Here is a 21,001-nt window from a genome sequence, read left to right as displayed (position 1 = left end):
GGCTCCCGCCCGGGAGGCTCCGCCATGTCGAATCTCGTCGTCCACTTCGAAATCCACGCCATCGAGCCGCAACGGCTGATGGACTACTACTCCGGCCTGCTCGGCTGGACCTTCACCCGGTTCGGCGAGATGCCGTACTGGGCGATCGACACCGGCGAAGGGGCGATCGGGATGGGCGCCGCCGGCAACGGCATCAACGGCGGCCTCACCCAGCGCATGGGACAGGCGCCCGCCCTCGACGCCCCCATCTCCGGCGCGAACATCGTGGTCGGAATCGACGGGAGCGTGGACGAGCTGTACCAGCGCGGCCTGGACCTCGGCGGCACCGAAGCGCTGCCTCCCGACGACATGCCCTCGATCGGCCGTGTCGCCTACCTGCGCGACCCCGAGGGAAACGTCTTCGGGATGATCTCGCCGGTGCTGTCCGACGGCACCGACGTCACCTCCTTCATCGCTTCCTGAGCGCTCATCCCCCATCGCCGAAGGGCACCTAAACGCCCCTAAAACGCGCGGATAGGGGCGTCTACGTGCCCCTCGGCGGAGACTCCTTCCGCGGGGCCGCGGGGCGCGGGTAGGGTGCCGGTGTGGGCGGGGCGCGCCTAGGGAAGGAAGCGGGTATGGCGGACCTCTCGGGGCGCAGGGCGCTCATCACCGGCGGCGCCAGCGGCATCGGCCTGGCGTGCGCGGAGGCGTTCGCCGCGGCGGGCGCGCACGTCACCATCGCCGACCTGAACGGCGACGCCGCGCGCGCGACCGCCGCCCGTCTCGGCGGCGAGGCGTGGGAGGTCGACCTCTCCGACACCGCCGCGCTCGGCGACCTCCGCCTGGACACCGACATCCTCGTCAACAACGCCGGCATCCAGCACGTCCGCCCGATCCCCGAGTTCGAACCGGAGAGCTTCGCGCTCATCCTGCGGATCATGCTGGAGGCGCCCTTCCTCCTCATCCGCGCCGCGCTGCCCGGAATGTACGAGCGCGGCTTCGGGCGCGTCATCAACATCTCGAGCGTCCACGGCCTCCGCGCGTCCGAGTTCAAGTCGGCGTACGTCGCCGCCAAGCACGGCCTGGAGGGCCTGTCGAAGGTGACCGCGCTGGAGGGCGCAGAGCACGGCGTGACGAGCAACTGCATCGAGCCGAGCTACGTCCGCACCCCGCTGGTCGAGAAGCAGATCGCCGACCAGGCGCGGCTGCACGGCATCCCGGAGGACGAGGTGGTGGAGAAGATCATGCTCACCGAGCCGGCGATCAAGAGCCTGGTCGAGCCGGAGGAGGTTGCCGGGCTCGCCCTCTGGCTGGCCGGCGCGGGGTCGCGCATGGTGACCGGCGCGAGCTACACGATCGACGGCGGCTGGAGCGCGAAATGACGGCTTTCACGCCCGCGACGCCGTTCCGCGTGTCCGTCGACGGCGGCGAGCTCGCGGGCGGCCAGTGGCACGCCGACGCGGGTGGGATGCCGCTGGTCGGCATCCACGGGATCACCGCCAACCATGTGTCGTGGGGCATGGTCGCGGCGGCGCTGCCCGGCGTGCGGCTGATCGCGCCCGACCTGCGCGGACGCGGCGGCAGCGGCGGCCTCCCCGGACCGTACGCGATGGCCGGCCACGCCGACGACGTCGCCCGGATGCTCGACGGGCTCGGCGTCGAGCGCGCGGTCGTCGCGGGCCACTCGATGGGCGCGTTCGTCGCGGTCTGGATGGCCGAACGGCACCCCGACCGGGTCGAGCGGCTGGTCCTGATCGACGGCGGTCTCCCCGTGCTGCGCACCGCCGATCTCGGCCCCGCCCGCGACCGGCTGCGGATGACCTTCGCGAGCGCCGACGACTACCTCGCGTTCTGGCATCGGCACCCCGCGCTCGGCCCGTGGTGGAACGACGCGGTCGAGGCGTACGCGCTCTACGACCTCGTCGGCACCCCGCCCGAACTGCGGTCGAGCGTGTCCGAGGCGGCCATGTCCGTCAACGCGACCGAGATGGACGGCAGCAGCGGCTACGCGGAGGCGCTCGCCGGGCTCACCCTCCCGATCGCCTTCGTCCGCGCGCCGCGCGGCCTCCTGAACACCGACCCGCTCTACCTGCCGGAGGAGCCCGCCGAGTGGCGCGGCCGGCTGCCGTGGTTCGAGGCCTTCGAGGCGGACGACGTGAACCACTACACGATCGTGATGACGGAGGCGGGCGTGCGGCAGCTCACCCCGCACCTGCCCGGCGCGTACCCCGCTCACCCGCACTATCACTCCGACCCCGCAGCGCACGCTCACCCTCACCCGAAGGAGAAGTAAGTGACAGGAACCCTGCTCCCGGGCATCGTCGCCCGCAGCATCCCGACCTCCCGCTACACCGCCAACGTCCTCGCGCGCACGACCGACCCCACCGTCGCCGCCGACGCCACCCGGACGATCGTGTTCGTGCACGGCAACGTGTCGTCGTCGCTGTTCTGGCAGCCGCTGATGCTGTCGCTCCCGGAGGGCACCCGCGCACTTGCGATCGACCTCCGCGGCTTCGGGGAGAGCGAGACGCTGCCCGTCGACGCGACCCGCGGGGTCGGCGACTTCTCGGAGGACGTCGCCGCCGTACTGGACGAGCTCGGCACCGGCCCGGTGCACCTGGTCGGCTGGAGCATGGGCGGCGGCGTGGTCATGCAGCTCCTGCTCGACCGCCCCGACCTGGTGAGCAGCCTCACACTGGTCTCCACCGTCTCCCCGTACGGCTTCGGCGGCACCGCGCTCGACGGCAGCCTCCTCAACGCGTCCGCCTCGGGGAGCGGAGGGGGCGGAGCCAACCCGGACTTCGTGGAACGCCTGGCAGCGGGCGATACCGGCGAGGAGTCGCCCACGTCGCCGCGCGCCGTCTACCGCTCGGCGTACGTCGCGCCGGGCTTCACGACCGAGTACGAGGACCTCTGGGTGCAGTCCATGCTCACCACGGCGACCGGCGTCGACAACTATCCCGGCGACGCGACCACGACCGACGACTGGCCGGGCTTCGCGCCGGGCCCGCGCGGCGTCCTCAACACCATGGCGCCGACCTACTTCGACACGACCGACATCGTCGACCTCCCGGTCAAGCCCCCGATCCTCTGGATCCACGGCGCGCTCGACGCGATCGTCAACGACGCCTCCTTCTTCGACCTCAACCAGCTCGGCGCGGCCGGCGTCATCCCCGGCTGGCCCGGCGAGGACGTCGCGCCCCCGCAGCCGATGCTGAAGCAGATCCGCGCGGTGCTGGAGAGCTACCAGGCGGAGGGCGGCGTGACCAGGGAGGTGGTCTTCGAGGACTGCGGGCACTCGCCGCACATCGAGAAGCCGGAGGAGTTCCTGGCGGAGTTGACCGCCTGGGTGGAGTAGCCTTCTACGCCACCAGCACCCCGCGCTCGACCCCCAGCATCCCCTCCACCGCGTGCGCGAGCAGCGAGCCGCGGTCGGCCGCGCCTCCCCAGCGGACCAGCGCCTGCGCGTTGAGCCCGTCGAGCATCCCGAGCAGCTGCCAGGCCACCGCGCGCGGGTCCTCGACGCGGAACGACCCCGCCGCCACGCCGTCGGCGATCACGCCCTCGATGACGTCGCTCCACGCGTCCATCTGGTCGCGCACCGCGGCTCCGAGCACGGAGTTGCGGCGACCGAGCGCCCAGGCCTCCACCCACACCACGGTCACGTCGTCGCGGGTGCCGTCGAGGAGGGTGCGCAGCAGCGTCGCGAGCCCGGCCGCGGGCGACGGGGCCGCGGCGAGCAGGGCGCGCAACTCGGCGATCTCCGCGCCGACGATGCTCGTGAAGGTCTCGGCCACCAGGCCGTCCATCGACTCGTGGTAGTGCGCGACCAGGGCGGGTGTCACACCGGCGCGGGCGGCGACGGCCCGCAGCGTCACCGCGGCGAGGCCTTCGTCGAGGGCGAGGGCGCGGGCGGAGGCGGCAAGTTCGGCGCGGCGCTCGGCGGGCGGTTTGCGGGCTGCTCTTGACATCGTGGGTCCAGTATAGGTATCTATTGATCATCCGATCAATAGAGCCCGGAGGTTCACGATGACCTGGCGCATGCCCGCCGAGACCGCACCGCACGAGCGCACCTGGATGGCTTTCCCACGTGCCGGCATCACGCTCGGCGACGACGCCGCCTCCGCCGAGGAGGCCTACGCCGCCTGGACCGCCGTCGCCCACGCGGTCGCCGAGTTCGAGCCCGTCACGATGGTGGTGGACCCGACCGAACGCGAGCGCGCCGCCCGCATGCTCGGCTCGCACGTCGAGCAGGTGGAGGCGCCGCTCGACGAGTTCTGGATGCGCGACTTCGGCCCGACCTTCGTGGTCGACGACGAGCGCCCGGGCGTGCTCGGCGCCGTCGACTGGACCTTCAACGGCTGGGGCGACCCGGAGTGGTCGGAGTGGCGGAAGTCGGCCGAGATCGCCCGCTTCGTCGCCGAGCGCACCGGCGCCGAGCTGGTCAGCTCCGTGCTCGTGAACGAGGGCGGCGGCATCCACGTCGACGGCGACGGCACCGTGCTGCTCACCGAGACGGTGCAGCTCGACCCGCGCCGCAACAAGTACGCGGACAAGGCCCGGGTGGAGGCCGAGCTCGCCCGCACGATCGGCGCGACGCACGCCGTCTGGCTCCCCCGCGGCCTCAACCGCGACTACGACGACTTCGGCACGAACGGGCACGTCGACATCGTCGCCACCATCCCGTCGCCCGGCCGCCTGCTGCTGCACACGCAGCGCAACCCGGAGCACCCCGACTTCGAGGTGTCGCGCGAGCTGCGCGCGTTCCTCTCCGGCACGACCGACGCGGCCGGCCGCGCCTGGGACATCGTCGACCTCCCGGCCCCCGCGACGCTCCGCGACGAGGAGGGCTTCGTGGACTGGAGCTACGTGAACCACCTCGTCGTCAACGACGGCGTGATCGCCTGCGGCTTCGGCGAGGAGGCCGCGGACGCCGAGGCGACCGAGATCCTGGAGGCCGCGTACCCGGGCCGCCGGGTGAGCATGGTGGACTCGCGCCCGATCTTCGCCCGCGGCGGCGGTATCCACTGCATTACGCAGCAGCAGCCGGCGGTCGCCCGATGACCGCCTTCGACGTCGTGGAGGCCGGCATCGCCGACCTCCGCCGGGCCCTGGAGTCCGGCGAGACCACCAGCGCCGAGCTGGTCGACGCCTACCTCGCCCGCATCGACGCCTACGACACCGCCGGCCCGCGGCTCAATGCGCTCGTCGTCCGCAACCCCGACGCCCGCGCCGAGGCCCAGGCCGCCGACGAGCGCCGAGCCCGCGGCGAGACGCTCGGCCCGCTGGACGGCATCCCGTACACCGCCAAGGACAGTTACCTGGCCCGCGGCCTCACCGCCGCGGCCGGCTCCCCCGCGTTCGAGCACCTGGTCGCCCAGCGCGACGCCTTCACCATCGAGCGGCTGCGCGCCGGCGGGGCCATCCTGCTCGGCCTCACCAACATGCCGCCGATGGCCAACGGCGGGATGCAGCGCGGCGTCTACGGCCGCGCCGAGAGCCCGTACAACGGCGACTTCCTGACGGCCGCGTTCGGCTCCGGCTCGTCTAACGGCTCCGGCACCGCGACCGCGGCGAGCTTCGCCGCGTTCGGGCTTGGGGAGGAGACCTGGTCGTCCGGCCGCGCCCCGGCCTCCAACAACGCGCTGTGCGCCTACACGCCGTCGCGCGGCGTCATCTCGGTGCGCGGCAACTGGCCGCTCGTCCCGACGATGGACGTCGTGGTGCCGCACACCCGCACGATGGCCGACCTCCTGGAGGTGCTGGACGTCATCGTCGCCGACGACGCCGAGACCCGCGGCGACTTCTGGCGCGCGCAGCCCTGGGTGCCGATCCCGCCCGCGTCCGAGTTGCGGCCTGCCTCGTATCCCGCGCTGGCCGACGGCGCGAGCCTCGCCGGCCGCCGCGTGGCCGTCCCGCGCATGTACATCAACGCGGACGAGGAGGCCGGCACCGGCGAGCAGGTCGGCATCGGCGGCCCGACCGGGCAGCGCATCCGCACCCGCGAATCGGTCATCGCGCTGTGGGAGGCCGCCCGCCGCGATCTGGAGGCCGCCGGCGCCGAGGTGGTCGAGACCGACTTCCCCGTCGTGTCCAACTACGAGGGCGACCGGCCGGGAGCGCCCACCATCGCCACCCGCGGCCTCGTCTCGCCCGCGTACCTGCGCCGCGAGATCATCGACCTCTCCGCCTGGGGCTGGGACGACTTCCTCGCCGCCAACGGCGACCCGGCGCTGAACACGCTGGCCGACGTCGACGGCGCGCGGATCTTCCCGCAGCCGGAGGGCGCGCTGCCCGACCGCTACACCGGGTTCGACGACGACATCGCCGAGTACCCGGACTGGGTGCGCGAGCACCCCGGCACGACGTTGGAGGGCATCCCCGAGCTGGAGGACGGTCTGCGCGGCCTGGAGGAGACCCGCCGCGTCGACCTCGAGCAGTGGATGGCCGGCCTCGGCGTCGACGCCGTCGTGTTCCCGGCGGTCGCCGACGTCGGCCCCGCCGACATGGACGTGAACCCGGCCTCCGCCGACCTCGGCTGGCGCAACGGCGTCTGGGTCGCGAACGGCAACCTGGTGCCGCGGCACCTGGGCATCCCGACCGTCACGGTCCCGATGGGCACGATGAGCGACACCGGGATGCCGGTCGGCCTCACGTTCGCGGGCCGCGCGTACGACGACGCGGCACTGCTGGCGCTGGCCGCGGCCTTCGAGGCGACCGGCCGCCGACGCACGGAACCGCCGCGGACGCCCCGCCTCGGCTGACCCGACCGATTCGGCACGAATGTCGACTCTGTCGCGCTCAGAGTCGACACTCGTGCCGAATGCGCTCAGCGGTAGGCGATGCTCAGGTTGAGCCGGGTGTCGCGCAGCAGCTCGGTGTCGCCGCGCCGCAGCTGCGGGTTCAGATAGAACAGCTGATCCTGGGTGATCCCGAAGCGGGTCGCGACGGCCTGCGAGTTGTCGTTCCCCCACACGGTGTAGCTCGCGGGCTGACCGGCGTACGAGGTGACCGTGCCGCGCGCGTAGGGCTTCGGTCCGGAGTCCTTCAGGGTGAGCCCCGGGTAGAAGTCCGGGATGGTCCACGCGATGGGGGCCGCGGCGATCACCGTGCCGTCGCTCACCAGCTCGACGCTGTTGAAGTACGACAGGTTGCCGCGGTCGCGCCGGCCGTCCGAGTCGAACGGCAGCACCTGGTCGCCGGTGGTGCCGTCGGTCGTCCCAACGGGATCGTCGACGGCGGGGACGGTCGGCGCTCCTGCCGTCGGCCCGAACCGGTCGACGCTCAGCGCGACGACCAGGCCAGGGGCGGAGCTCGTGGCGAATCCGGTGATCGCGACCTGGAAGCGGAGGTCGGCCGCGACGGAGACCGTGACGTGTCCGGTGGCGTGCCCGGTGACGTCGGCGAGCGTCCCCGTCCCCATGACCGTCCCCGCGGGCGGGAGGTACAGGAACTCGTCCGCGTAGGGCGTGCCCGTAGCCGCGGCCGTCGCGGCCGGACTGCTCACCGCCCGTGCGCTGTGGGCCGGCGGATGCGGCGCCGCCGTCACTGTGCAGCCCGTCACCAGCGACAGCCCGGCGAGCACGATCGCAGCGGTGGCCGCTGGCTGCGCCGCCCGGCGACCCCGTTTCCCCATGCGCATACTCTGTCGGTCCCGCGCGTCGCTCGCAAGCAGCCGGACGTGTGCGAATCCGCCGCGAGGCCGACCCGGATACCTCCCGGGGCGGACGACCGGGGCCGTCGGCGCTTGGCACGGTGGGACGATGCATCCCCGCCGCTCCGTCCTGCACATCGCGCTCGCCCTGTCCGCGCTCGCGGCCCTCACGGGCTGCACCTCCTCGGCGGCGGTCGCCCCTCCCGTCACCGGATCGGCGCAGCTCACCGACGACGACGGCTACATCCCCGAGGGCTCGTCCCTCACGCTGGACAGCGATCTCCCCGCGGTGCGGCGGCTCGACCCGGCCCTGCTGGACGCGCTCCGGTCGGCGGCCTCTGCGGCCTCCGACCGCGGCACGGCGATCACGATCGTGGACGGCTGGCGCTCCGAGCGCTACCAGGAGTACCTGTTCGCGCAGGCCGTGCGGACATACGGGAGCGAGCAGGAGGCCTCCCGCTGGGTGAAGCGCGGCGCCGACTCCGCTCACGTCTCCGGCAAGGCGGTCGACATCCAGACCGCGGACGCGATGGACTTCCTCAGCCGGTTCGGCTCGGAGTGGGGCCTCTGCCAGACCTACGCGAACGAGCGCTGGCATTTCGAGCTGCTGACCGGGCCGGGAGGCGACTGCCCGGCCCCGCTGGCGGACGGTCGCGGCTAGTTCGCCGGGATCACCCGCTCAGGCGGCGACCCCGACCGGCTGCCGCTCCGTCTCCGGGCGGCCGAGGCTCGCGAGCATGGCGTCGGCGAGGTCGGCCCTGGACACGCTGAAGCTCCGCGGCACGCTGCCGCCGACCCTGGTCCGGTAGCGTCCGGTCGCCTTGCCGTTGGTGAGCAGCGGCGGCCGGAACGCGGTCCAGACGCTGTCGGATGCGGCGAGCGCCGCCTCCATCTCGCGCAGGTCGTCGTAGACCGGGCGCAGCACGCTGCTGACGATCGGGAGCGCGATGCGGCGGCTGATCACACTGTCGTCCGCGGGCGGCGGCGCGACCGGCGCCGCGCTGATGACGACGATCCGCCGCGGTCCGGCGGCCAGGATGCGGCGGGTGGCCGGCGCTGCGACCGGGGCATCCTTGCGCGAGCGCGGCCCGATCGCGGAGAGCACGGCGTCGGAGTCCTCGATCGCCGCGCGCAGGGCGGCGGTGTCGGCGAAGTCGGGGACGACGCGCACCGTGACGCGCGGGTCGAGCCCGGCCGGCCGGCGCAGCACCGCCGTGACGTCGTCGCCGCGTTCGAGTGCGCGATGGACGAGCTGCGTGCCGGTGCGGCCGCTCGCTCCGAAGATGGTGAGCTTCATGTCGGCATACTAAGTGATAATCACAGCACCGTGCAATCACTGATTGGTACGATATCGGGATGCCGGCCCCGGACGACCGCCCCGAGTTCACCGCCCTCGAGACGCGCGCGAGCTTCCTCCTCTCGCAGCTCGGCCTCCAGAGCGCCCAGCGCTTCACCGCTGCGCTCGCCCCGCTCGGGATCACGCCGAACCGCTTCGGCGTGCTGGCGCAACTCGCCCGCCAGGAGGGCCGGACCCAGCAGGAGCTGGCCACCGCGCTCGGGCTGCACCGCAACTCCATGGTGGGCATGATCGACGACCTCGAGTCCCGCGGCCTGGTCGAGCGCCGCCGTCACCCCGGAGACCGGCGCGCCTACGCCATCCACCTCACCCCCGCGGCCCGCGACGTGCTCGCGACCGGCGAGCTGATCGCGGACGAGCTGGAGGAGACGATGCTCGGCGTCCTCGGCCCCGAGGAGCGTGCGACGCTCGTGGCGACCCTGACCCGCCTGGTGGCCGCGGCGGGGTACCGGGCGGGGGTGCATCCGGGCCTGAGCGAGGCGCACTGACCAGGATTCCGCTCGCGCGCACCCGCACTAAGCTGGAACGCGTGTCCAAGGTCTTGAGCAGTCTTCCCGTCGGTGAGCGAGTCGGCATCGCGTTCTCGGGGGGTCTCGACACCTCCTGCGCGGTGGCGTGGATGCGCGAGAAGGGTGCGGTCCCCTGCACCTACACCGCGGACATCGGCCAGTACGACGAGCCGAACATCGACGAGGTCCCCGGCCGTGCGAAGGAGTACGGCGCGGAGGTCGCCCGCCTGGTGGACGCCAAGCGCGCGCTGGTCGAGGAGGGCCTGATCGCGCTGCAGTGCGGCGCCTTCCACATCCGCTCCGGCGGCAAGACCTACTTCAACACCACGCCGCTCGGCCGCGCGGTCACCGGCGTCATGCTGGTGCGCGCGATGATGGACGACGACGTCGAGATCTGGGGCGACGGCTCCACCTACAAGGGCAACGACATCGAGCGGTTCTACCGCTACGGCCTCATCGCCAACCCGCGCCTGCGCATCTACAAGCCGTGGCTGGACGCCGCGTTCGTGGAGGAGCTCGGCGGCCGCAAGGAGATGAGCGAGTGGCTCGTCGCGCGCGGCTTCCCGTACCGCGACGCCACCGAGAAGGCGTACTCGACGGACGCGAACATCTGGGGCGCGACGCACGAGGCGAAGCGCCTGGAGGAGCTCGACGCCGGGCTCGACATCGTCGACCCGATCATGGGCGTCGCCGCCTGGCGCGAGGACGTCGAGATCATCCCGGAGACCGTCTCGGTCCGCTTCGAGGCGGGCCGGCCGGTCGCGCTCAACGGCGTGGAGTTCGCCGACCCGGTGGCGCTCGCGCTGGAGGCGAACGCGATCGGCGGCCGGCACGGTCTCGGCGCGTCCGACCAGATCGAGAACCGCATCATCGAGGCCAAGAGCCGCGGCATCTACGAGGCGCCGGGCATGGCGCTCCTCCACATCGCCTACGAGCGTCTGCTCAACGCGATCCACAACGAGGACACCGTCGCCAACTACCACAACGAGGGCCGTCGCCTGGGCCGCCTCATGTACGAGGGCCGCTGGCTCGACCCGCAGTCGCTCATGCTGCGCGAGTCCCTGCAGCGCTGGGTCGGCTCGGCGATCACCGGCGAGGTGACCCTGCGCCTGCGCCGCGGCGACGACTACACGATCCTCGACACGACGGGTCCGGCGCTCAGCTACCACCCCGACAAGCTCTCCATGGAGCGCGTCGGCAACGCGGCGTTCGGTCCGTCCGACCGCATCGGCCAGCTCACCATGCGCAACCTCGACATCGCCGACTCGCGCTCGCGCCTCGAGCAGTACGCCGCCTCCGGCCTCATCGGCGGCCCGACCGGCGACCTCGTCGGCGAGCTGGAGGAGGGCAGCGCCCGCTCGATCCTCGAGCTCGACGTGAGCGGCTCCGACGACGCGCTGTCGCGGGAGATCGACGCATCCTCCGAGGGCGCCGCGTTCGACGCCGGGACCGACTGAGGCGACCATGGCGGGGGAGGCGACGTCCGGGCCGGCAGGACCGCGCGCGCTCCCGAACCAGGAGCAGGGCGAGCACGAGCCGGACAAGTGGCCGCTCGGCCGCCTGCTCGGCGCCGCTTCCCGGGCCGTCGAGCGCGCCTGGTACGACGCACTGGAGGCCCGACGCCTGACGCACGCTGGCCTCATCGTGCTGCACTTCCTGGAGCTGGGCTTCGACTCGCAGACCGACCTCGCCCGCTTCGCGCAGGTGGAGGCGCAGACCATGTCCCGCACGGTCGACCGGCTGGAGCGCGAGGGCCTGGTGATCCGGCTCCCTGATCCCGCCGACCGGCGCCGGCACATCGTGTCGATCACCGAGCGCGGTCACGCGGCCTTCGAGGCCGTGCGCGGCCTGGAGGACGAGGTCTTCCCGGCCGTCGACGACCCGGACGCGCTGCGGGCCGCGCTGATCCAGATCGTCAGCGCCGCCCCCGCGCGCCAGCCGCGCTGACGCCTCCGTCGTCTTAGGCGATCCGGTCGTCCCCCTCGTAGCGGTTCCGCGAGATCGGCAGCCGCGGCCGCAGCAGGCCGAGGTCGTAGGCGACCCGCACCGCCTCCTCGCGCGAGTTGGCGCCGAGCTTGCGGTAGATGCTGCGCGTCTGCGTCTTGACCGTGTTGATCGAGACGACGAGCGAGCGCGCGATGTACTCCAGGCTCGCGGTCGACTGGAGCCGGTCGAGCACGATCCGCTCCCGCTGCGTGAGCTGGGCCGCCATCGCCGCCTCCGAGAAGAGCGGCTTGATCCGCGACAGCGCCGCGTCGACGTCTCCCGGGCCGGTGGCGGAGGCCGCGGGAAGCGGAGTGACCTGGCCCTCGATCGTGAGCACGAACGGCGTGAGGAGTCCGTTGGCCTCCGCCAGCTGCCGCGCGTTCAGCCGGATCGTCGCGGCCCGCGCGCTCTTCAGCCGGTGCAGCGCCTCCGCCTGGACGAGCAGCATCTCCACCCGCGTCCGCGGGCCGGGGCTCTCCGCGAGCACCGTCTCCGCCAGCAGCTGCGCGCTCCGGTACTCCCGGAACATCAGCAGCAGCCGCGCCGAGACCGGACGCAGCGCGTTCGTGCCGTCGGGGAAGGCCTTGATCAGCTTCTGCGCGGCGACCAGGTTGCCCTGGGACATGAGCAGGTCGGAGCTCAGCGCCACGAAGCGGGCGCTCTCGGTGTTGCTCGGAGTGTGCGCGCCCTTGCTGAGGAGTTCGCCGTCGATGACCTGCTGCGCCTCGTCCAGTTCCCCGGCCGCCAGCGCGCGCAGGGCGGACGCATAGGCGGAGTAGCTGTGCAGCTCGCCGACGTCGCCCGCGGCGACAGGTGGCAGGGACGACGCCTCTCGCGCCTCCGCCCCGTGCGCGTCGGCGGACACGTGCAGCTCGGTCGCGATGAGCTGCTGCGCGATGGCCAGTGGCGCGGACGCGCACGGCGCGAGCGGCCGATCGCCGTGCCGGTGCGCGTCGAGCCGGTCGGCCACGGCCTTCGCCCGGTCCAGCTCGCCGTGCAGGGCGTGGGCGAGCGCAGCGGCTCCCGACGCGAACACGTACAGGTCGGGGTCGTCCGAGACGCTCAGCGCGGCGCGCTCGAAGGACGTCACGGCTTCGAGCTCCCGGCCGAGACGCAGCTGGGTCACCCCCATCTCCAGCCACGCGATCGGCGGGACCGTCACGGCCGGGTCCTGCGTCGACAGCGGCACCAGGAAGTCGTCCGCGTTCGCCAGCCGGCCCACCTTGCGGAGGGCGATCATGCTGGCCAGGTCGGTCCAGTACTGCCGGACCGGGTCCAGCCTCCTGCCGCGCAGCGCCTGAGGCTCGGCGGCCGCGTGATAGTAGTCCAGCGCGCCCGTCGCGTCGCCCGCGGCGATCTCACGCAGCAGACCGGTCACGGCCAGCAGGATCGTCGACGAGCGGACCGCGCCGAGCTCCACCCCGCCGAGCACGTCGAGGTAGTCCGCGGCGTCCTCGGTGAAGGCGGAGGTCCAGTTGCGCGCGATGATCGTCTCTGCCGCGGCGACGTCGCCCGCGCGCAGCGCCTGGCGGAGCGCGGCGACCGCGTCGCCGTTGGCCTCCAGCACGTCGAGGAGGTCTGCGGCGAGCCTGTCCCCTTCGCCGGGCGACGCCGCGTCGAGCTGCGCGCGCAGCACCACGCGCACCGGGTCGAGCAGTTCGTAGACGAGGCGGCCTTGTCCGCGCGCGTAGGTCCACACCCCGAGGCCCGCTGTCTCCGCGGCGCCGAGGGCGTCGCCGTCTGCTGCGGCGGCGCCGATCCGCTCGACGATGTCCGGCGAGAGGTACGGAGCGACGGCCGCACGCTGGAGGCCGAGTCGGCCCTCGTCGCCGACGGCGGCCCCGGCCAGCAGCTCGGCGACGACCGTCGCCATGATGTCCTCGAGCGCGCGAACCGCGACCGGCTCGGCGAGCGCGGTGCGCGGGTCGTCGAAGATCCTGACCATGGCGCGGGCCGCCAGCGGCCAGCCGCGGCTCTGCCGGAACACGTGGTCCAGAATGCGCCGTTCGACGTCGAGCCCGAGCACCCGGGCGACGTCGTCGAGCTCGGGCCGGTCGAACGCCAGGTCGTCGTCCTGGATGACGACGAGATCGAGGACCGCCGCCATCGCGGGAGCCTCGAAGGAGGTCAGCGCGCGGGTCAGGACCATGAGGTGCAGGCCGGGCGTCCGGCGCAGCACCTGCAGGAGGTCGGCGGACAGCAGAGCGTCCCAGCGGCGGGTGAAGCCGTCCAGGACGAGCACGACGGTGCCGGCGTACCCGGCGATGACTTCCTGCGCGGCGGACACCGGGTCGGTGTCCCACCGGCCGTCGGCGTCGTGCGGGTCGAGCTCCGTGCGGACGGCGTCCCAGAAGCCTCTGACCTCCCCGGTCACGAGGTCGAGGTCGATCCAGCCGGCCGCGGCCCGCTTGCCGTCGGCCGGGCTCTCGAGCCACTTGCGGACGAGCGAGGTCTTCCCGTAGCCGGCCGGGGCGCGCACGACCGTGGCCTGCTCCCGCAGCGCGCGGTCGAGCCGCCCGGCCAGGGCCGGACGGTCGATCGTGTAGCGCGAGAGCCGCGGCAGCCGCGGCGGCTCGCGGTCGACCTGCCCCGCCCCGGACGACGGGTCGGACGTGTTCGTGATCGTCATGCTGGATCCCTTCGGCTCGATGTGATTGAAAGAGAGCCGGTCACCCGTCGGATCGTGATGCGCTGAACGCTCGAATTCACCTTCGTATTGCCCATCAATTCCCCCTGACACCTCGTGAACCCCTCTTATCCCCTGGGTGCGCCCCCGCGGAGCGCATAGGCGATGCTGGCAGCCGACTCACGTCGGATACCGCCCAGCGGAAGGCCAGTTCGCGAAGGATCGCACGGGAGTCATCTGTCTCTTCATCTCACCAATCACCTCACGTCAGCAGGTAACATGATAGTGCTCACACCCTGAGTGTGTCATTTTCACCTGGGTGACGAGTCCACATGCGACCCGGAGCGGCCCGACGGGAAGAGGGTGAGTTTCCCGCCCGGCACAGGTGAAATCGTGTGAAGCGACTTGCCGAACCACGGTTGTAACGCACAGAATTTCAGCCGACGCGACGACCATTTCGGGAATCGCCGCGTAGGCCCGCCGCCCATCCCCTCCGGTGGCGAATGAGGCGCGGGCGCCGTCCCCTGACATCGAGCGGCGCCCGTGCCGGCCACCAGAACGAGCCGCACCGGCCGAGCAAGGAGTGAGACCTGGTGAGACTGTCTGTCGTCGGCTGCGGTTACCTCGGGGCGGTCCACGCGGCCGCGATGGCCGACCTCGGCCACGACGTCGTCGGCGTGGACGTCGACGCGGGCAAGGTCGACCGGCTCTCCCGCGGCGAGGCGCCCTTCTTCGAGCCGGGGCTGCAGGAGCTCCTGCTGTCCGGCCTCCGCAGCGGACGGCTCCGGTTCAGCACGGATCCCTCGGCGCTGAGCTCGGCGGACCTCCACTTCATCGCCGTCGGCACGCCCCAGGTCGCGGGCGGCGCCGGCGCAGACCTCTCGTATGTGGACGCGGCGTTCGCGCAGGTGCTGGCGCACGGCAAGGACGGCGACGTCGTCGTCGGCAAGTCGACGGTGCCGGTGGGCACCGTCCAGCGGCTGGCGGCGAACATCCCCGCCGATGCCCCGCGCATGACGGCGGCCTGGAACCCGGAGTTCCTGCGCGAGGGACACGCGGTCGCGGACTCGCTGACCCCCGACCGGCTGGTGTTCGGTGTGGACGGAGGCTCACGGGACGATGCCGCCGCAACAGCGCTGGCGGAGGTGTACGAGAAGCCGCTGCGCGCCGGCACGCCGCTCATCGTCACCGACTGGGCCACGGCCGAGCTGGTCAAGGTCGCGGCGAACGCCTTCCTGGCGACCAAGATTTCCTTCATCAACGCCATGGCCGAGATCGCGGAGGCCACGGGCGCGGACGTGACCCTGCTCGCGGACGCGATCGGCCACGATGCCCGGATCGGGCGCCGCTTCCTCAACGCGGGCGTCGGCTTCGGCGGCGGCTGCCTCCCCAAGGACATCCGGGCATTCCAGGCGCGCGCCGTCGAACTCGGCCTGGCGGAGACGGTGGCGTTCCTCGACGAGGTCGACAGGATCAATCTGCGCCGGCGCGCCAAGGTCACCGACCTGGCCGGCGAACTGCTCGGCTCCTCCCCGGCCGGCCGCAGGATCGCTGTGCTCGGGCTGGCGTTCAAGCCGGACTCGGACGACGTCCGCGACTCCCCAGCCCTCGAGATCGCGAGCGCTCTGCGCGCAGCAGGAGCCCAGGTGGTGGCCGCCGACCCCCACGCAGCGGCGAACGCCCGCGCCCGCGACCCCGAGCTCGTGGCGGTCGAGTCCGCGGATGAGGCCCTGGCGGGCGCCGAGCTGGTGATCCTGCTCACCGAGTGGCGCGAGTACGCGTCGCTCGACCCCGCGCAGACCGCGGCCCTGGTATCCGGCCGCCGGATCATCGACGCGCGGAACGTGCTCGACCCCGGCGCGTGGCGCGCCGCCGGGTGGGAGTACCGCGGGCTGGGCCGGCGCTAGGGTCGGCGCTCAGCCACCGCCCTTCCCGTGGCCGTTCCCGTTCCCGTGACCGTTGCCGTTGCCGTTCCCGTTGTTCCCCGTGGCCGGCTTGGGCGCGACCGGCGCCGCCGGCGCGGGCGCCGGGGCCGCGGGCTCGGGGGCCTGGGTCGCCACAGGCGCGACGGTCTGCGCCGGTCCGGTGACCGTCGGGCTCGGCCGCGGCGTGCTCCCGTCCGTCCCGGCCGGAGTCGGCTCCGTGAAGGCCGGGGCGAGCACGCTGCCGAGCGTCAGCGCCAGCGCGACGACCGCCACGCTTCCCGCCGCCACCGCGCCCACGAGGATCCTGCGCCGCCGGGACGCACGCTCGGCGGCCCCGCCGGACCGCCGCGGCGAACCCTCCGCAACGCCCGCCAGCGCCCCGCCGAGCTCGGCCGCCGGCATCGCGGCGGTCGGGGCCATCTCGCCAGGCACCTCGGCCGGCGGCAGCGTCCAGCCGGTGAGCTGCGGGGCGAGCTCCCGCGCCATGACCGCGACCTCGATGGCGGTGGGGCGGATGCCGGGATCGCGCGCGGTCATCGCTCCCAGCAGGCCGCGCCAGTCCTCCGGCAGCGAGGCGGGGATGCGCGGGTCGCGGGCGAGCCGGGCGGTCACGGCCTCCAGGGGCGTGCCCGGGTACTCGGTCACGCCGGTGAGCGCTTCCAGCGCCACCAGGCCGAGTGCGTAGATGTCGGCCTCCGGGCCGGGCTCGGCGACGTCCGCCTGCTCCGGGCTGAGGTAGCCGGCGGTGCCGATGATCGTCCCGGCCGTCGTCAGCCGTTCGGTGCCGAGGAGGTGTGCGATCCCGAAGTCCGCGAGCTTCGCGTGCGGCATCCCGCCTGGCACGCCCGAGTCTCCGAGCAGAATGTTCGCGGGCTTGAGGTCGCGGTGGACCATCCCGGCGCCGTGCACGACGACCAGGGCCTCCGCGATGCCGCCGGCGATCGCCGCGGCCTCCTCGGCGGGCACCGGTCCGCGGTCGAGCCGCGAGCGCAGGTCCTCGCCGTCGACCAGCTCGAGCACCAGGAAGCTCGGGGTCGGATCGCCCTCGGGCGACAGGTGCGCGTCAAGCAGGGTGACGAGGTTCGGATGCGACACCCGGGCGAGCGCGGTGGCCTCCGCGCGCCTGCGGGCGTCGTCGCTGGCCTCCCCCGCTGCGAAGACCTTCACTGCGACGAAACGCTCCAGCTGACGGTCGAACGCGCGGTAGACGGTGCCCATCCCGCCGCGCCCGAGCCGATCGCGGAGCTCGTAGCGATCGAAGAGGAGCGTGTCGGGAAGCACTGCCCGAGCATACGCGCTCCCGGGCATGCCGTGAATCCGCCGAAAATCAGACGTCGTCCCGTTGAATTCGCGCGGAGGTGAGAGGTGACTGAGAAGAGTGACCGAACGATCCGAAGAGCCTCCGCCTGACACCGGCGTGCTCGAGGCGCTCCAGGTCTATCGGGCCGCCGAGACCGCGATGCGGCGCCGGACGGGCGCGGCTATGGGGATCGGGGAGAACGACTTCCTCGCACTTCGTCTCATCCTCGACAACGCGGCGGAGGGCAGGCGGACGTCCGCGAAGGACGTCAGCGCGTACGTCGGCGTCTCCAGCGCCTCGACGACCGCGCTGATCGACCGCCTCGTCCGCGGGGGCTTCATCGAGCGCAGGACGAACGACGCCGACCGCCGGTCGGTCGACCTCGTGCCCACCCGCGCGGCCTTCGGCGACACGGGTCCGCTGAAGATCGCGCAGGAGCAGATCGCCGTGCAGGCCGCGGAGTTGAGCGAGGAGGAGGCGCAGACCGTCACCCGCTTCCTGACGAAGATGCGGCGGACCGTCGACGGCATCGGCGCGCAACGACACGCGAATAGGCCGGAAAGGCCCTGACGTCAAGGGGATTGTTCGACAACCGAAACAGTTGTTCTGTGGAGCGCGTCAAGGAAAGGACAACCCCTCCATGAACATCCTGCTCATCATCATCGCCATCATCGCGATCATCCTGCTGCTCACCGGCGGCTTCGTGTCGTCCTTGAACTTCCTGCTCTGGGTCGGCATCATCCTGCTCGTCCTCGCGGTGATCGTCTGGCTCGTGCGGCTCCTCACCGGCAGCCGACGCGTATAAGGGAGGTCTCCATGAGTCTGGGCACCGGAATCGTCCTGTTCGTGATCGGAGCGATCCTCGCGTTCGCCCTCAACATCCAGGTCGACTGGATCAACCTGCACTTGGTCGGGTACATCCTGATGATCGCCGGCGTCGTCGGCATCATCATCGGGATCATCCTGCTCACCCGCCGCCGCCGTTCCATTGCGACCACGCGCACCACCGTGGACCCGGTGACCGGCGACCGCGTCACCCGGCGCGGCGTCGACGACGACATCGTCTGAGCCGGACCCGAACAGCACGAAGCCCCCGCCGCACGGCGGGGGCTTCGTCGCGTCCGGGGGGGGGCGAAGCTCAGCCCATCGAAGCCCAGCTCATCGAAGCTCAGCCCATCGAATCCAAGATCTCCACCAGGTCCTCGAACGTGGTCAGCGGGTTGAGGATCGCGAACCGCGTGTTGGTGCGGCCGGCGTGCGAGCTCGGCGTGACGAAGGCGCGCTGCTCGTCCAGGAGGCGGGCGGACCAGAGTGCGTAGTCCTCCTTGCTCCAGCCCTCCCGCTCGAAGACCACGACCGAGAGCTGCGGCTGGCGCACCAGGTGGAAGCCCTCGCGGCGGTCGATCTCGTCCGCGATCCGGCGGGCGAGCTGCAGGGAGGCCGTGACGGCGTCCCGGTAGGCGGCGGCGCCGTGCGAGGCGAGCGAGAACCAGAACGGCAGGCCGCGCGCGCGGCGGGTCAGGTGCGCTGCGTAGTCGGACGGGCTCCACTCGGTGGCCTCGGTCAACGTGTCCAGGTATTCGGCGTGCTGCGTGTGCGCGCGGCGGCCCATCTCCGGGTCGCGGTAGAGCAGCGCGCAGGCGTCGAACGGCGCGAACAGCCACTTGTGCGGGTCCACGATGAGCGAGTCGGCGCGCTCGACGCCGGCGAACCGCGCGCGGGCGAGCGGGGACAGCATCCCGGCCAGGCCGTAGGCGCCGTCCACGTGCAGCCAGAAGTCGTACTCGTCCTTCAGGGCGGCGATGGAGGCGATGTCGTCCACGATGCCGAAGTTGGTGGAGCCGGCGGTCGCGATCACGGCGAAGACGGCGTCACCGTGCTCGGCGAGGGCCGGGCGGACGGCGTCGCCGGTCAGGACGCCGGACTCGCCGGGCGAGACGGTGACGACCTCCACGTCCATGACGCGAGCGGCCGACGCGACGGAGGAGTGCGCCTCCGCGCTGCAGACGATGATCCAGCGCCCCGGCGGGTTGCCGCGTTCGGTCCGCGCGTGCTCGCGGGCGGCCACGAGCGCCGACAGGTTGCCGAGCGTTCCGCCCTGCACGAAGACGCCGCCCGCGGTCGCCGGCAGGCCGAACTCGGCGGCCAGCCACGCCAGCACCTGGTTCTCGGCGTAGACGGCGCCTGAGCCCTCCAGCCACGACCCGCCGTAGACCGCGCTCGCGGACACGACCAGGTCGAACGCGGTCGCCGCCTTCGTCGGAGCGGTGGGGATGAAGGAGAGGTAGCGCGGGTGGTCGGTGGTGATGCACGCGGGCGCGAGCACGTGCTCGAACACGGCGAGCGCGCGCTCGGCGCCCATCCCGTTCTCCGAGACGGTGCGCCCGGCCAGCCGGCGCAGCTCGGACTCGGGCAGCGGCTTGTCGAGGGGCGTGTCGGTCGCGAGGATGCGGTTGCGCGAGTAGTCGAGAACGAGGTCGACGAGCTCGGTGGTGGCGTCGGTGACGCTGTGCATGCGTGCGGGGTCGGTAGTCATGGGGCCTCCGCACCAATGCTGGCACACGAGTTCAGCACGATTTCGCGGCGGTACGCAGGTTCGCTGCACATTTGGATATCGGTACGCAGCGACATTGCGTGGTCGGCTGTCGGGGCGGCCGGATATCGCGTCGATAACGGTCACGACGCACCGCTGCCCGCGCATCGGCCTCCCGGGCTAGGGTGTGCGTGTGGCCGGGATCTGGGGGCGCGGTGACCCGTACGAGCGATACGTGGGCCGCTGGAGCAGGCGCGTCGCGCCGCTGTTCCTCGACTGGCTCGGCGCTGGGACGGGGCTGGACTGGGTGGATGTCGGCTGCGGCACCGGGGCGCTGACCGAGGCGATCCTCGACGGCAGGGCGCCGGCCTCCGTGGTCGGCGTCGACCCGGCTCCGGGATTCGTCGCCTCCGCGCGCGAGCGCCTGGGCGGCCGCGCACGATTCGACGTGGGCGACGCCGCCGCGCTGCCGCTTCCGGACGGCTGCGCCGACGCGGTGGTGTCCGGCCTGGTGCTGAACTTCGTGCCCGATCCGGCCGCGGCGGCGGCGGAGGCCCTCCGGATCGCCCGGCCCGGTGCTGTGGTCGGCGCCTACGTCTGGGACTACGCCGGGCGCATGGACCTGATGCGCCGCTTCTGGGACGCGGCGGCGGCCCTCGACCCGGAGGCCGCACGGATCGACGAAGGCCCGCGCTTCCCGCTGGCCCACCCGGACGCGCTCGCCGCCCTGCTCACCTCGGCCGGATGCGCCGACGTCGCGACAACGGCGGTCGACATCCCGACCGTCTTCGCGGACTTCGAGGACTACTGGACGCCGTTCCTGGGCGGCCAGGGCCCCGCGCCGGCCTACACGATGTCCCTCGAGCCCGAAGCGCGCGAGGCGCTGCGGGCGCGGCTGGAGGAGACGCTGCCGCGCGAGGCGGACGGGTCGATCGCGTTGCTGGCCCGCGCGTGGGCGGTGCGGGGCACGCGACCGGGGAGCTGGACGGCGCCCCGCCTGGCGGACGCCGACATCGCCTGATCGACGCGTCCGCGCGCCCGACGCTGCTCCTGGGGTCGCGTGAGGAGCCGTGGCTCGACTGACCCTGCGAGAAGCCGTGGCTCGACTGGTCCCGCGAGCCCTGCTACG

General features: G+C 72.6%; 21 protein-coding genes. 15 read left to right on the top strand and 6 right to left on the bottom strand.

The genetic code is table 11. The features are described from left to right. The first annotated feature begins 24 nt into the window (after positions 1 to 24). From F1C12_RS17045 to F1C12_RS17030, 4 genes are all read left to right on the top strand, one after another. Positions 25 to 462: a VOC family protein gene (locus tag F1C12_RS17045; RefSeq protein ID WP_185276071.1), complete on the top strand. Its 438-nt coding sequence runs from the start codon at positions 25 to 27 to the stop codon at positions 460 to 462. 155 nt (positions 463 to 617) lie between these two features. Next, positions 618 to 1,364 carry a 3-hydroxybutyrate dehydrogenase gene (locus F1C12_RS17040; RefSeq protein WP_185276070.1) on the top strand — a complete coding sequence of 249 codons (747 nt, stop codon included), beginning with the start codon at positions 618 to 620 and terminating at the stop codon, positions 1,362 to 1,364. Beyond that, the gene (locus tag F1C12_RS17035) at positions 1,361 to 2,275 is read left to right on the top strand and encodes an alpha/beta fold hydrolase (protein WP_185276069.1); all 915 of its coding nucleotides are present in this window, start codon (positions 1,361 to 1,363) and stop codon (positions 2,273 to 2,275) included. The genes F1C12_RS17040 and F1C12_RS17035 overlap by 4 nt, the downstream gene beginning before the upstream one ends. Beyond that, positions 2,276 to 3,340, top strand: a complete 1,065-nt coding sequence (locus tag F1C12_RS17030; protein ID WP_185276068.1) for an alpha/beta fold hydrolase — start codon at positions 2,276 to 2,278, stop codon at positions 3,338 to 3,340. Positions 3,341 to 3,344: 4 nt separating this feature from the next. Here F1C12_RS17030 and F1C12_RS17025 read toward each other — a convergent pair whose 3' ends face one another. Next, positions 3,345 to 3,953: a TetR/AcrR family transcriptional regulator gene (locus F1C12_RS17025; RefSeq protein WP_185276067.1), complete on the bottom strand. Its 609-nt coding sequence runs from the start codon at positions 3,951 to 3,953 to the stop codon at positions 3,345 to 3,347. Between the two features lie 58 nt (positions 3,954 to 4,011). Between F1C12_RS17025 and F1C12_RS17020 the strand changes: the two genes are divergently transcribed. Continuing rightward, a complete protein-coding gene (locus F1C12_RS17020; protein ID WP_185276066.1) occupies positions 4,012 to 5,046 on the top strand; it encodes an agmatine deiminase family protein in 1,035 nt (344 codons plus the stop codon). Next, complete coding sequence (locus tag F1C12_RS17015) at positions 5,043 to 6,746, top strand: amidase (protein ID WP_185276065.1); 1,704 nt, start codon at positions 5,043 to 5,045, stop codon at positions 6,744 to 6,746. Before F1C12_RS17020 ends, F1C12_RS17015 begins: the two co-directional genes overlap by 4 nt. Positions 6,747 to 6,811: 65 nt before the next feature. Here the strand turns inward: F1C12_RS17015 and F1C12_RS17010 are convergent, their stop codons facing one another. Next, positions 6,812 to 7,618, bottom strand: coding sequence for a hypothetical protein (locus F1C12_RS17010; protein WP_185276064.1), 807 nt, complete (start codon positions 7,616 to 7,618; stop codon positions 6,812 to 6,814). 127 nt (positions 7,619 to 7,745) lie between these two features. On the opposite strand from F1C12_RS17010, the gene F1C12_RS17005 reads away from it, so the two are divergent. After that, positions 7,746 to 8,297 carry a M15 family metallopeptidase gene (locus F1C12_RS17005; protein WP_185276063.1) on the top strand — a complete coding sequence of 184 codons (552 nt, stop codon included), beginning with the start codon at positions 7,746 to 7,748 and terminating at the stop codon, positions 8,295 to 8,297. Positions 8,298 to 8,315: 18 nt separating this feature from the next. Here the strand turns inward: F1C12_RS17005 and F1C12_RS17000 are convergent, their stop codons facing one another. Beyond that, the gene (locus tag F1C12_RS17000) at positions 8,316 to 8,933 is read right to left on the bottom strand and encodes an NAD(P)-dependent oxidoreductase (RefSeq protein ID WP_185276062.1); all 618 of its coding nucleotides are present in this window, start codon (positions 8,931 to 8,933) and stop codon (positions 8,316 to 8,318) included. A 59-nt stretch (positions 8,934 to 8,992) separates the two neighbouring features. Between F1C12_RS17000 and F1C12_RS16995 the strand changes: the two genes are divergently transcribed. Genes F1C12_RS16995 through F1C12_RS16985 form a run of 3 tightly spaced genes read left to right on the top strand, consistent with a single transcriptional unit; the run spans position 8,993 to position 11,449 of the window. Beyond that, positions 8,993 to 9,481, top strand: coding sequence for a MarR family winged helix-turn-helix transcriptional regulator (locus tag F1C12_RS16995; protein ID WP_185276061.1), 489 nt, complete (start codon positions 8,993 to 8,995; stop codon positions 9,479 to 9,481). 41 nt (positions 9,482 to 9,522) lie between these two features. Continuing rightward, positions 9,523 to 10,959, top strand: a complete 1,437-nt coding sequence (gene argG, locus F1C12_RS16990) for an argininosuccinate synthase (protein WP_185276060.1) — start codon at positions 9,523 to 9,525, stop codon at positions 10,957 to 10,959. A 7-nt stretch (positions 10,960 to 10,966) separates the two neighbouring features. Then, entirely contained in the window at positions 10,967 to 11,449 is a 483-nt protein-coding gene (locus tag F1C12_RS16985; RefSeq protein ID WP_185276059.1) for a MarR family winged helix-turn-helix transcriptional regulator, read from the top strand. Positions 11,450 to 11,462: 13 nt separating this feature from the next. Here F1C12_RS16985 and F1C12_RS16980 read toward each other — a convergent pair whose 3' ends face one another. Continuing rightward, positions 11,463 to 14,117: a LuxR C-terminal-related transcriptional regulator gene (locus tag F1C12_RS16980; RefSeq protein ID WP_185276058.1), complete on the bottom strand. Its 2,655-nt coding sequence runs from the start codon at positions 14,115 to 14,117 to the stop codon at positions 11,463 to 11,465. A 590-nt stretch (positions 14,118 to 14,707) separates the two neighbouring features. On the opposite strand from F1C12_RS16980, the gene F1C12_RS16975 reads away from it, so the two are divergent. Next, entirely contained in the window at positions 14,708 to 16,021 is a 1,314-nt protein-coding gene (locus tag F1C12_RS16975; RefSeq protein ID WP_185276057.1) for a UDP-glucose dehydrogenase family protein, read from the top strand. Between the two features lie 9 nt (positions 16,022 to 16,030). On the opposite strand, the gene F1C12_RS16970 is transcribed toward F1C12_RS16975, so the two are convergent. Next, on the bottom strand, positions 16,031 to 17,320 hold the full coding sequence (locus F1C12_RS16970) for a serine/threonine-protein kinase (protein ID WP_258045961.1): 1,290 nt from the start codon (positions 17,318 to 17,320) through the stop codon (positions 16,031 to 16,033). 97 nt (positions 17,321 to 17,417) lie between these two features. Here F1C12_RS16970 and F1C12_RS16965 point away from each other — a divergent pair, with 97 nt between their 5' ends. From F1C12_RS16965 to F1C12_RS16955, 3 genes are all read left to right on the top strand, one after another. Continuing rightward, positions 17,418 to 17,909 (top strand): MarR family winged helix-turn-helix transcriptional regulator, encoded by a 492-nt coding sequence (locus F1C12_RS16965; RefSeq protein WP_258045960.1) that lies wholly within the window; start codon positions 17,418 to 17,420, stop codon positions 17,907 to 17,909. Between the two features lie 70 nt (positions 17,910 to 17,979). Beyond that, entirely contained in the window at positions 17,980 to 18,144 is a 165-nt protein-coding gene (locus tag F1C12_RS16960; RefSeq protein ID WP_185276055.1) for a hypothetical protein, read from the top strand. An 11-nt stretch (positions 18,145 to 18,155) separates the two neighbouring features. Next, positions 18,156 to 18,407, top strand: a complete 252-nt coding sequence (locus tag F1C12_RS16955; RefSeq protein ID WP_185276054.1) for a DUF6458 family protein — start codon at positions 18,156 to 18,158, stop codon at positions 18,405 to 18,407. A 100-nt stretch (positions 18,408 to 18,507) separates the two neighbouring features. Here the strand turns inward: F1C12_RS16955 and F1C12_RS16950 are convergent, their stop codons facing one another. Next, the gene (locus tag F1C12_RS16950) at positions 18,508 to 19,875 is read right to left on the bottom strand and encodes a pyridoxal phosphate-dependent decarboxylase family protein (RefSeq protein WP_185276053.1); all 1,368 of its coding nucleotides are present in this window, start codon (positions 19,873 to 19,875) and stop codon (positions 18,508 to 18,510) included. Positions 19,876 to 20,065: 190 nt separating this feature from the next. On the opposite strand from F1C12_RS16950, the gene F1C12_RS16945 reads away from it, so the two are divergent. Continuing rightward, on the top strand, positions 20,066 to 20,893 hold the full coding sequence (locus F1C12_RS16945; protein WP_219732631.1) for a class I SAM-dependent methyltransferase: 828 nt from the start codon (positions 20,066 to 20,068) through the stop codon (positions 20,891 to 20,893). Positions 20,894 to 21,001: the final 108 nt, after the last annotated feature.

This window comes from Leifsonia shinshuensis (assembly GCF_014217625.1).
GTDB classification, from domain to species: Bacteria; Actinomycetota; Actinomycetes; order Actinomycetales; family Microbacteriaceae; genus Leifsonia; species Leifsonia shinshuensis_A.
The sequence above is the reverse complement of the archived record's forward strand: the minus strand, read 5'-3'. Positions and strand labels throughout refer to the sequence as shown.